This window comes from Nonomuraea sp. NPDC049784 (assembly GCF_040659615.1).
Lineage (GTDB): Bacteria > Actinomycetota > Actinomycetes > Streptosporangiales > Streptosporangiaceae > Nonomuraea.
The window spans coordinates 1-10,356 of record NZ_JBFAMX010000359.1; the positions used below are offsets into that span (position 1 = coordinate 1).

At 69.7% G+C, this 10,356-nt stretch carries 11 protein-coding genes and 1 pseudogene; 5 read left to right on the forward strand and 7 right to left on the reverse strand.

Features of this window, described 5'->3' with window-relative positions:
- Positions 1 to 213 precede the first annotated feature (213 nt).
- On the reverse strand, positions 214 to 426 hold the full coding sequence (locus tag AB0J09_RS42755) for a dodecin (protein ID WP_360704368.1): 213 nt from the start codon (positions 424 to 426) through the stop codon (positions 214 to 216).
- A 99-nt stretch (positions 427 to 525) separates the two neighbouring features.
- Here AB0J09_RS42755 and AB0J09_RS42760 point away from each other — a divergent pair, with 99 nt between their 5' ends.
- Complete coding sequence (locus AB0J09_RS42760) at positions 526 to 840, forward strand: DUF3099 domain-containing protein (RefSeq protein ID WP_360704371.1); 315 nt, start codon at positions 526 to 528, stop codon at positions 838 to 840.
- A gap of 304 nt (positions 841 to 1,144) precedes the next feature.
- On the opposite strand, the gene AB0J09_RS42765 is transcribed toward AB0J09_RS42760, so the two are convergent.
- The 4 genes from AB0J09_RS42765 to AB0J09_RS42780 form a co-directional block, all read right to left on the reverse strand.
- A complete protein-coding gene (locus tag AB0J09_RS42765; RefSeq protein WP_360704374.1) occupies positions 1,145 to 1,945 on the reverse strand; it encodes an NTP transferase domain-containing protein in 801 nt (266 codons plus the stop codon).
- Positions 1,946 to 1,973: 28 nt separating this feature from the next.
- Positions 1,974 to 2,963 (reverse strand): GTP 3',8-cyclase MoaA, encoded by a 990-nt coding sequence (gene moaA / locus AB0J09_RS42770; protein ID WP_360704377.1) that lies wholly within the window; start codon positions 2,961 to 2,963, stop codon positions 1,974 to 1,976.
- A 140-nt stretch (positions 2,964 to 3,103) separates the two neighbouring features.
- Positions 3,104 to 3,712 carry a trimeric intracellular cation channel family protein gene (locus tag AB0J09_RS42775; RefSeq protein ID WP_360704380.1) on the reverse strand — a complete coding sequence of 203 codons (609 nt, stop codon included), beginning with the start codon at positions 3,710 to 3,712 and terminating at the stop codon, positions 3,104 to 3,106.
- Between the two features lie 11 nt (positions 3,713 to 3,723).
- On the reverse strand, positions 3,724 to 5,184 hold the full coding sequence (locus tag AB0J09_RS42780) for an oligopeptide:H+ symporter (protein ID WP_360704383.1): 1,461 nt from the start codon (positions 5,182 to 5,184) through the stop codon (positions 3,724 to 3,726).
- Positions 5,185 to 5,323: 139 nt separating this feature from the next.
- Here AB0J09_RS42780 and AB0J09_RS42785 point away from each other — a divergent pair, with 139 nt between their 5' ends.
- The 3 genes from AB0J09_RS42785 to AB0J09_RS42795 all read left to right on the forward strand — a co-directional run bounded on the left by AB0J09_RS42785 (position 5,324) and on the right by AB0J09_RS42795 (position 8,819).
- Positions 5,324 to 7,183: a long-chain fatty acid--CoA ligase gene (locus tag AB0J09_RS42785; RefSeq protein ID WP_360704386.1), complete on the forward strand. Its 1,860-nt coding sequence runs from the start codon at positions 5,324 to 5,326 to the stop codon at positions 7,181 to 7,183.
- Between the two features lie 80 nt (positions 7,184 to 7,263).
- A complete protein-coding gene (locus AB0J09_RS42790) occupies positions 7,264 to 8,178 on the forward strand; it encodes a hypothetical protein (RefSeq protein WP_360704389.1) in 915 nt (304 codons plus the stop codon).
- A gap of 149 nt (positions 8,179 to 8,327) precedes the next feature.
- Positions 8,328 to 8,819, forward strand: a complete 492-nt coding sequence (locus AB0J09_RS42795; protein ID WP_360704392.1) for a hypothetical protein — start codon at positions 8,328 to 8,330, stop codon at positions 8,817 to 8,819.
- Positions 8,820 to 9,102: 283 nt separating this feature from the next.
- On the opposite strand, the gene AB0J09_RS42800 is transcribed toward AB0J09_RS42795, so the two are convergent.
- Positions 9,103 to 9,507 carry a hypothetical protein gene (locus tag AB0J09_RS42800; RefSeq protein WP_360704395.1) on the reverse strand — a complete coding sequence of 135 codons (405 nt, stop codon included), beginning with the start codon at positions 9,505 to 9,507 and terminating at the stop codon, positions 9,103 to 9,105.
- Between the two features lie 150 nt (positions 9,508 to 9,657).
- Between AB0J09_RS42800 and AB0J09_RS42805 the strand changes: the two genes are divergently transcribed.
- The gene (locus AB0J09_RS42805) at positions 9,658 to 10,026 is read left to right on the forward strand and encodes a helix-turn-helix domain-containing protein (protein ID WP_360704398.1); all 369 of its coding nucleotides are present in this window, start codon (positions 9,658 to 9,660) and stop codon (positions 10,024 to 10,026) included.
- Positions 10,027 to 10,063: 37 nt separating this feature from the next.
- On the opposite strand, the pseudogene AB0J09_RS42810 reads toward AB0J09_RS42805, so the two are convergent.
- A pseudogene (locus AB0J09_RS42810) lies at positions 10,064 to 10,356 on the reverse strand (PLP-dependent aminotransferase family protein); the annotation flags it as partial.

Consider the following 10,356-nt stretch of genomic DNA (forward strand, 5'->3'; position numbering starts at 1 on the left):
TTCTTAATCTTTTTTTGTGTTTTTTTACTCCGGGTCGCCTCCCCCCCCCCGCCCCGCCCCCCCGCGGCCCCCCCCCCCCGGGGCCCCCCCGCCCCGGCGCTTTCTTCTCCCCTCGTCCCCCTGGCGCACACCGGCCGCCGCACGGAGGGGATTTGGCCTTTGAGGCGCTACAGAGGCCTCCAGGGCCGTCACAGGGCCGCGGAGGGCGGCGACTCAGGCGTCCTCGAGGCGGAAGCCGACCTTCATGCCGACCTGGAAGTGCGAGACCTCCCCCGCGTCGAGATACCCGCGGATCTCCGTCACCTCGAACCAGTCGAGGTGACGCAGCGTCTGCGAGGCCCGGCTGATGCCGTTGCGGATGGCCTGGTCGACGCTCTCCCTGGACGTGCCCACGATCTCGGTGACCCGGTACGTTCGATCCGTCATCTCCACATCCTCCTTACTCGAAGGCCATGATCGCATGACCCCCGTCCCCGCACCGGGGCGCTGTCGCACCCTCCCCTCCCTAGGTCTACCGTGGAAGATATGAAGGGGTGGCGTAGGAGACCGGTCGTCCACCAGGTCACGGACGCCGAGCCGTCCCTGACGGCCGACATCCGCAAGCGCGAGATCGGCTACCTCATCAAGATGGGCATCCGCACGATCTGCCTGATCCTGGCCGTCGTGGTGCCGGTGCCGTGGCCGTACCGGCTGCTCTTCATCGCCGGGGCCGTCTTTTTGCCATACATAGCCGTAATCGGGGCCAATGAGAGGGGCAAGGGTGCCCCTCCGCCTACCTTTCAGTCGCCTGAAGCTAACCAAACCGAGATACCGCTGCATCGACGCGAGATCGGGTCGTGACTAAGTCTTGACGCATCCCATGGGTTGTAGGTGTACGCTTTAGCCATAGCGCTCCGGTCCCCCGTCGGAGTGCTGGTGCCGGCGTTCCGGGCCCCCGTCGGAACGCCGATGACGCGACGCCGGGTGGTTTGCCCCCGTAACCACCCGGCGTCGCCTTTTCTCCGGTAGGCCTTATTGATCAACGACGCCACCGAGCGCGTCGGTAGGGCCGCTTTCCCGAAATCGTTTACACTCCCTCCCGCCTCGTTATGCTCAGGAAATCTTCAGGCGGGAGCGAGCTTGACTTCAACAGTTCGTTCGAGTCTCAGCTGTCTGTCAGCGTCTCGGCTGTGGCCTGCCCCCAGTTCTTCGCCAATGTGATCAGTTTCGCCACGGCGTCGTCGGGGGCGGTGCCGGCGCCCTGGGCCAGGCCCAGCAGGTACGCCGTCAGGGGCGCGGCCGGCCTGGCGACGCCGTGAGCGACCTCCTTGGTGAGGTCGAGAATCAGGTCGCGGTCCACGCGGGCCGGGTCGATGCCCAGCTCCTTGCAGGCCAGGACGGTCCATTCGTTGAGCACGTTCATGCGAGCCTCCTCCAGGTCGTCCATTGTGTCGCAGTCGAACCACGGCCTGCCCTGCAGCGCCAGCCGGACGGCGGCCAGCGGGCCGAGCAGTCCCTTGAGCGAGCGTCCCGAGTAGGCGGCGAGCGCCGCCTTGAGCGGGGCCGCCGGCCACACCCCGGCCAGCCACTGCTCCCGCCCGCCGTCGTCCACCATCACGACCCCACGGGCCGTCTGAGCGCCCGCCGCGGCGTCCAGCAGTGCGGTCACGTGAGTCGCCGTCATGAACGGGAGATCGCCCGCGAGGAGCACCACCCACGGCGCGGTGACCTCGTTCAGCCCGGCGGCAAGGGCGGGAACGGGACCGCTCCTCGGCGGGTCCTCGCGGGCGAACACCACACCGGGGATCGAGCGCGCCGGGCCGACCACGACGGTCCTCCCGGCACCGGCCACGGCCGCCACCACGTGCTCGACGAGGGACCTGCCGCCCACCGTGAGGCCGGGCTTGTCGGCGCCGCCCAGGCGTCGTGCCTCTCCCCCGGCCAGGATCACCGCGTCGAAGGGCACCGGTCCGGGCCCCGAGGGCGCCACCGCGCTAGCCGCCGATGGCGGACATCGGCCGGGACGGCTGGAGGAAGGACGGGTCGTCGATGCCGTGTCCGGCGCGCTTGCGCGCGATGGCGGCGGTCCACCGCTCGGCCAGTTCCTCGTCGGACGCCCCGTCGCGCATGGCCGTCTTCAGGTCGGACTCCTCCGTGGCGAACAGGCAGTTGCGCACCTGGCCGTCGGCCGTGAGGCGGACCCGGTCGCAGGACCCGCAGAACGGCCGCGTCACCGACCCGATCACCCCGACCCGGGCGGGACCTCCGTCCACGAGGAACCGCTCGGCCGGCGCGCTGCCGCGCTCCTCCAGGTCGTCGTCCGTGAGGTCGAACGCGGCCGACAGCCGGTCGAGGATCTCGTCGGCGGTGACCATGCCCTCCCGCGTCCAGCCGTGCTGGGCGTCGAGGGGCATCTGCTCGATGAAGCGCAGCTCGTACCCCTGCTCGAGGCACCACCGCAGCAGCGGCACCGCCTCCTGGTCGTTGAGGTCGCGCATGAGCACCGCGTTCACCTTGACGGGGCGCAGGCCGGCGTCGGAGGCGGCGGCGAGCCCGGCGATCACGTCGGCGTGCCTGTCGCGGTGGGCCAGCCGCTTGAACGTCGCGGGGTCGAGCGTGTCGAGCGAGACGTTGACCCGGTCGAGCCCGGCGGCGGCCAGCGGCTCGGCGAGCCGGGCCAGCCCGATGCCGTTGGTGGTCAGCGAGACCTGCGGCCGGGGGGTCAGGGCGGTGGTGCGGGCGACGATGTCGACCAGCTCGCGCCGGATGAGGGGCTCTCCGCCCGTGTAGCGCACCTCGGTGATGCCCAGGCGTTCGACGCCTATCGTCACGAGGCGGACGATCTCATCGGCTGTGAGGAGCTGCGCGCTCGGGAGCCAGTCGAGGCCCTCGGGCGGCATGCAGTACGTGCAGCGCAGGTTGCACTTGTCCGTGAGGGACACCCGCAGATCTGTCGCCACCCGTCCGAACGAGTCTCGCAACACGGGGCGTCACCTCCTGTTCGTTCGCCAAAGGGCCAGACTACGACGCCCATCGGGTGGCGCTCAAAATCACCCTTCCTGGCACGAGCAACGCAATGCTCCGTAGATCGATTCCACACCGGCTGGACCCGGAGCCCCAGCCGTCACTCACCGGCTCCCCTGGCCAGCGGAGCGCGCCACTTGCGGCGCATGGCCGCGATCCGCAGCCCGAACGCCAGCACCGCCGCCGCCAGCGTGGCCGGCCACCCGTGCAGCCCGTGGGAGGACAGCGCCGCCATCGCCCCCGAGCCCAGCATGGCGGGCACCGCGTAGAGCTGCCGGTCGTAGAGCAGGGTCGGGATCTCCCCGGCCAGCAGGTCGCGCAGCATGCCGCCGCCCACGCCCGTCACCACTCCGAGCAGGGCGGCGTGCAGCGGGCTGAGGCCGTACTCCAGGGCCTTCTGCGTCCCCACCGCGCTGAACAGCCCCAGCCCCGCCGCGTCCAGCACCAGGATGACCGGCATTCCCCGGGCCACGTGCGGGTGCCAGAAGAAGACGATCAACGTCGCCACCAGCGGCACGAGCACGTACCCGAGGCTCTGGAAGGCGGCGGGCCGGACGTTGAGTATCAGGTCGCGCACGACGCCCCCGCCCAGGGCGGTCATCTCGGCCAGCACCACCATCCCGACCACGTCGAGCCGCTTGCGCACCCCCATGAGTGCCCCCGTCAGGGCGAAGACGAAGATACCGACAAGGTCGAGAAGCTCAGTCACGTTCGCAATGTTTACCGCATGGCGGGTTCGTGGTGCTCGGCCATCATCACCCGCAGTTGCCGCGTGAACATGAACAGCGCCAGCCCGGCCACGACCGCCATTGACGCCAGCACCAGGTAGTACGCCGGATCGGACAGCACCCGGCCGAGCCGCCCCGTCTGCCCGCCGATCGCGTCGCCCACCGAGAACGCGATGAACCAGACCCCGAGCATCTGGCTCTTGAACGCCTCAGGCGCCAGCTTCGTCGTCACCGACAGCCCGACCGGGCTCAGCGACAGCTCCCCGAACACCTGGATCAGGTAGACGAGCACCAGCCACCAAACCGACACCCGCCCGTTCCCCGCCAGGGCGGCCGCGACCGCCATGACCACGAAGCTCAACCCCACCATGACCAGCGCGAACGCGAACTTCTGCGGGGTGCTCACCCGCGTCCCGAGCTTCACCCACAGCGCCGCGAACACCGGCACGAAGATCATGATGAACAGCGGGTTGAACGCCTGCGTGGTGGCCGGCTGGATCGCGACGCCGAACAGCGACAGATCGGTGTGGTCCCTGGCGAAGAACAGCAGCTTGCTCGGCGCCAGGTCGTAGATCATCCAGAAGATGGACGCGGCCGCGAACAGCCAGATGTACGCCTTCATCCGGATCCGTTCGTCCTCGGTGAGGTCATGGCTGCCGAGCATGATGTAGCAGAAGTACCCCACGGTCACGAGCACGATGACCACCGTGATCACCACGGTGAGCCGGTCGATCGTGAACGTGCCCGTCGCCGCCCAGGCGGCCAGGGCGATCGCCGGTGCCGCCACCCCCAGGGCGACCAGGCGGCCGAGTTTCCGGTGGTCGACATTGGCCGGTCGCTCGCCGATGCCGCGCAGGTCGCGGCTGCCCCGGACGTACTGGATCAGGCCGAACGCCATCCCGACGGCGGCGGCGCTGAACGCCAGGTGCCACCGGTTGCCGTCGGCCAGCCAGCCGACCACGATGGGCGCGAAGAAGGCGCCGATGTTGATGCTGAGGTAGAACAGCGAGAACCCGGCGTCCCTGCGTCCGTCGTCCTCCTGCGGGTAGAGCCTGCCGACCATGACGGACATGTTCGGCTTGAGGAGCCCGGTGCCGCTGATGATCAGCAGCAGGCCGAGCCACACGAAGAGCGGCGACGTCACCGGGACGGCCATGCTGACGTGCCCGAGCAGGATGAGGGACCCGCCCAGGAACACCGACCTGCGCGCCCCCAGGATCCGGTCCGCGATCCAGCCGCCGGGCAGCGCGACCAGGTAGATGAGCGCCCCGTAAACGCCCACCACCGCCTGCGCCGTCTCCTCCGGCAGGCCGAGGCCCTGCTGGGCGGGCGAGGCCGCCATGAACGTGGCGAGGATCGCCCGCAGCCCGTACCAGCTGAACCGTTCCCACATTTCGGTGCCGAACAGCGTGGCCAGGGCCCGCGGATGCCCGAAGAACGTTTTGTCCCGCATTCGCCCCCCTTGTACGAATTAGCACGATTACTTTATGTGATGGACGCAGGTCTTTCCGCACAAGCTATTGCCGCTCTCTGGCCCGTGTGGTGCGATTCAGGCCACTCACGCAAGTGAACACTGACTGGAGGCGGGTGCCATGGCCGAAGTCCTCGAAGTCCGGGCCGAGATCCAGCGGGAGATCACCGGCCGTACCGTGTGCGGGCAGCTCCTGCACGTCGCCGAGCAGTACCCGGACGCGCCCGCGTACTCCGACCCCGAAGGGGACGGCTGGACCACGCTGACCTACGCGCAGGCGCGCCAGAGGGTTCTGGAGATCGCCGCGGGCCTGGTCGCCCTGGGGCTGCAGCCGGGCGAGCCGGTGGCGCTGATGATGGTCAACCGGAGCGAGCACGTGCTCGCCGACCTGGGCGCGGTGCACGCGGGCGGCGTCGGCTGCACGGTCTACTCGACGTTCGCGCCCGAGCAGATCGCGTTCGTGGCAGGGGACGTGGGCGCCAGGTACGCGGTGCTGGGCGGTCCCGCCGAGCTGGCCCGCTGGCAGCCTGTGCTGGACCGCCTCGACGGCCTCCGCAAGATCATCATGCTCGAGGGGGCGCCCGCCGGCGAGCGGTTCATGGCGTGGCAGGACTTACTCGAGCTGGGCCGCGCCCGGCTGGCCGTGGACCCGGGCGAGGTCGAGGCCCGCTGGCGCGCGATCACCTCCGACGACGTGGTCACCGTCCTCTACACCTCCGGCACGACCGGCATGCCCAAGGGCGTGCCCCTCACCCACGCGAACGTCTTCTACGAGGCCGCCGCCACCGACCGCATCGCGAACCTGCCCGTCATGGGCACGCAGGTCTCCTATCTCACGTACGCGCACATCGCCGAGCGGATCCTCAGCCTCTACGTGCCCCTGGTGAAGGTCTCCCACGTGCACTTCTGCACCGACCTGGCCAACCTGGGCACGACGCTGGGGCAGGTCAGGCCGATGATGTTCTTCGGGGTGCCGCGGGTGTGGGAGAAGATGATGGCCCGCCTGCTCGCCGTGCTCGCCACCCAGCCGGAGGAGCAGCAGGCCGCCGTCCGCCAGGCCATGAAAGCGGGCGCCGCGTACGTGGAGGCGGGCCAGTACGGCCGGACGATCACCCCCGAGATCCAGGCCGCCTACGATCAGGCCGACTCCTCACTGCTGTCGATCATCCGCGGCATGATCGGCTTCGACCGCGCCGAGTGGACCGCCACCGGCGCCGCGCCGCTGCCCGCCGAGGTGCAGCACTTCTTCGCCGGACTTGGGCTCAAGGTCATCGACGTGTACGGCATGACGGAGACGACCGGGGCGTTCACCGGCAACGGCCCCTCCTGCTACCGCCTGGGGACGGTCGGCAGGGCCGAGCCGGGCGTCGAGATCCGCATCGCCGAGGACGGCGAGATCCTCACCCGCAGCCCGCTCAACACCCGCGGCTACCTCAACCGCCTCGAGGCCTCCGCTGACCTCGTCGACGCCGACGGCTGGCTGCACACCGGCGACATCGGCACGGTCGACGAGGACGGTTTCTGCCGGGTGATCGACCGCAAGAAGGAGCTGATCATCACCTCGGGCGGCGAGAACATCTCCCCCGCCGAGATCGAGAACCACCTCAAGGAGCACATGCTCATCGGCCAGGCCCTCGCGTACGGCGACAACCGGCCGCATCCGGTGGCCGTGCTGACGCTGGACGGGGAGGTGGCACCGGGCTGGGCGCAGGCGCGCGGCATCGCCTTCGGCTCGCTCGCGGAGCTGGCCGAGCACGCGGAGGTGCTCAAGGAGGTGGAGGCCGCGGTCGAGGCCGCCAACGCCAAGCTGGCCAGGGTGCAGCAGGTGAAGAAGTGGGCCCTGCTGGGCACCGAGTGGACGGCCGAGACGGAGGAGCTCACGCCGAGCCTGAAGCTCAAGCGGCGGATCATCCACGCCAAGTACGCCGACATCATCGAGGGGCTCTACGGTGATCCGCGTTCAGCGGATCACCACAGGTAGCGAGGTCTGATCCCGGCTTTGCCATTCGTGGCGTGTGTCGAGGTCCTGGTCATTACCGGATGGTTCCTACCGTCTCGATCATGATCAGAACCCTTCTTGTCGCCTCGCTCGCGGCGGGGCCGCTCTCCATGCCCGCGTCCCCGCCCGAGACCGAGCCCGAGCTCGCCATCCGCGCCATCACGGTACGTCCCGAGGAGCCCGTGGTGGGGGCGTACGACTCCATCCGCCTGGTGATCGACGTGGTCGCCAAGGGGACGCGGGGCAAGGACGGCGTCTCCGTCAAGGTCGAGCCCGGCGCCCCGCCCCGACCCGTACTCGATGGCAAGCCGGACGACGAGTCTCTCGACAAGCCACCGGCGCCATCCCCGACCCCCAGCCCGAGCGTGACCCGGTCCGTCGTACTCACGCCCAGCGCGGAGATCCCGTCCGCCCCTGACACGGGGGCCCAGCGCGCGATCAACGTGGGGGTCCGGCCCGTGGCTCCCGCGCTCGCACAGGTGGCGGGGCAGGCTACGGGGCCCCTCAAGACGGCACGCGTGGCCGACGGCTGGGAGACCTGGCGCTTCCTGCCCGACAAGCGGCTGAACCGCTACTACCCGACCGGCACCTGGACGATCACCGCCACCGCCAAGGGACCGCGCGGCGCGACGGTCACCGAATACGCGTCGTTCCAGCTCAGGCGCGCCACGAGACTCTCCTCGGTGATGGCGGAGAAGGCCGGGCGCTCCGGCGCGGTACGGCTGAGCGGCTCGCTGAGGCGGGTGGATCCGCGCGGCTACACCGGATACGGACCGTTCGCCAAGCAGCCGCTGGAGATCCTGTGGCGCCCCGATGAGTCCACCGCCTGGGACGAGGCGGGGCAGGCGACCACGGACGCCTCCGGGGCCTTCGAGACGACGATCTCGGGCCGCACGGGCGGCTTCTGGCGCGTCCATTACCCCGGAACAGGACACTACGCACCAGACAGCTCTAAGTCCCAACAAATTACGCAATAACCGAAATATGACTCTTGGTGTGGCCTTAAACCGTCGTTGCGGAATTGTGATCAACTTTACCGCAACTTTTCCTTACCCTTACGCGTCATTGGCGATGACGTGCCCCGATTCGGGGCGCGTTCAGACGGGGAAGGAATTTCGATTTGAAGATGCGACGTCTAGCCGCCGGCCTGGCGGCTGCCGCCCTGGGCGCGACGATGGTGGCCACCGCCGCCTCGCCGGCCCTCGCGGACCCGGACCCGGGTCTGGACCCGGATGTCGCGGGCTACACCAGCCTGCAGTTCGACGCGAACCCTGAGCCCGCATGGCGGGGCCGGCCCATCAACCTCGAGGGCAAGCTCTCCGTGGAGTGCGACGAGGACTACATCAGTGGCTTCGTCTCCGTCCTCCACGCGGACACCTGCAAGGACCAGGAGCGCTGGCACCGCCTGTCCTGGAAGCGGATCGTGATCCTCTTCCAGCCCGACGGCAGCGGCCGCTGGGAGTACGTGGACACGATCAGGACCAGCAGCAAGGGCTACTTCTCGACGAGGGTGCCCGCCCGCACGTCCGGCACGTTCCGCGCGGTCTTCGACGGCTCCCGCTGGCTCTCGCCGGCGGAGGGCAAGGACTGGGTCAAGGTCATCGGCCGCCGCCACTGACCACCCTGAGAATCGCCCGGCCGCTCTGTGGCCGGGCGTTTTTCATGCGTGAGCCCTCTTCGCGGCCGGCACCCGCACGCACACCTTGCCCGCGTCCTTGGCCACATCGACCGCGCACACCCGCTGGACCAACTGCTCATTCTCGGCGTCGGGGATCTCCTCAGGCGCTTTGGCCGCCGCCGTCCTCCATTACCGCTCCCGGGGGTTGGAACGGGCTGCCCGGGGGCCTCGGTCGGGAACCGAAATTCTGACCGGCGTGCTCGAAGCCACAGTGCGTGACCCTTCAGGGTCGGGCCCCGGCGCCAGGCTGGTAGGAGACGGCGACCTGGACGCGGTGATGCCTGGGCCGCTCGACTTCGTCCACCACAGCCACCGCCAGGTCGGCGAACGACAGCGGCGGCTCCAGCGCCGGCACCTGCCCACCGCCGATCCGGTACCGCCCCGTCCTGGACGCCGAGTCGTCGAGGAACACGGGCGGCGGCGCGAGCACCACCCAGTCGAGCTCCGCCCCCTCGAACACCTCCAGCTCCGCCGCGTGCCCCAGCGAGAACGCCCGGGCGTCGGCCGGAGAGTCCGGCGTGTCCACGAGCCGCACCCCGGCCGTCACCTCGTGCCCGCGCCCGGCCGCCTCCGCGACCACCCGCCTCCCGGCCCGCCCGCCGGCGCCGAAGACCACGATCTTGCTCACTCTCGCCACACTCCGTTCGTGTGGCCGGACTTCCCGGTCACGCGCCGACGGTAAAGGGTGAGATGTCGCTTTCCGCAACGATAGTTACTCCGGTGGACCGCGTCCCAGCAGTCCACCGCAGGTAGCGGATTTTGCGCCTACGATGTCGGAATGGCCGAGCCGCTCGATCCGGACATGTTCGCCGGATGCCCACCGGTAGCCGCGCCCATCCGCGTCGGCGACAAGTGGACCGCGAAGATCATCCGCTGCCTGGAGTCGGCCCCGCGGCGCTTCAACGAGCTCCAGACGACGCTGCGCGGCATCACCCCGAAGGTGCTCACCGAATCCCTGCGCGCCATGGAACGCGACGGCCTGCTCACACGCACCGCGTACGAGGAGATCCCGCCGCGCGTCGAGTACGAGCTGACCGAGCTCGGCCGCAGCCTCCTCGAACCCATGAACGCGGGCTGCGAGTGGTCGAGACGGCACCTGGCCGAGCTGATGCACGCCAGGGAGACCTGGCACGAGGCCGCGCGATAAGGCACCACGACCAGCGGGGCCTTGATCCATCAACGATTCACACCATCGCGATGAGCGCCTCCGACGCGTGCGGGGTGCCGGTGGGGCCGTGGTCGCGGGCGGCGCGGATGCGGGTAACCACGTCCGTCAGCACCTGGGGCGGCTGAGTGAAGGGCAGGCGGAGGTAGTTCTCCAGGGTGCCCTCCAGGCCGAACCAGGGGCCGGGCGCGAGGCGTACCCCGTGATGGGCGGCCGCCTCCGCGAGCGGGGTGGCGCCGGTGCCGTCCAAGCGCAACCACAGGGTGCCGCCGCCGCGCGGCACCGTGAACGTCCACTCCGGCAGGTGCTCGC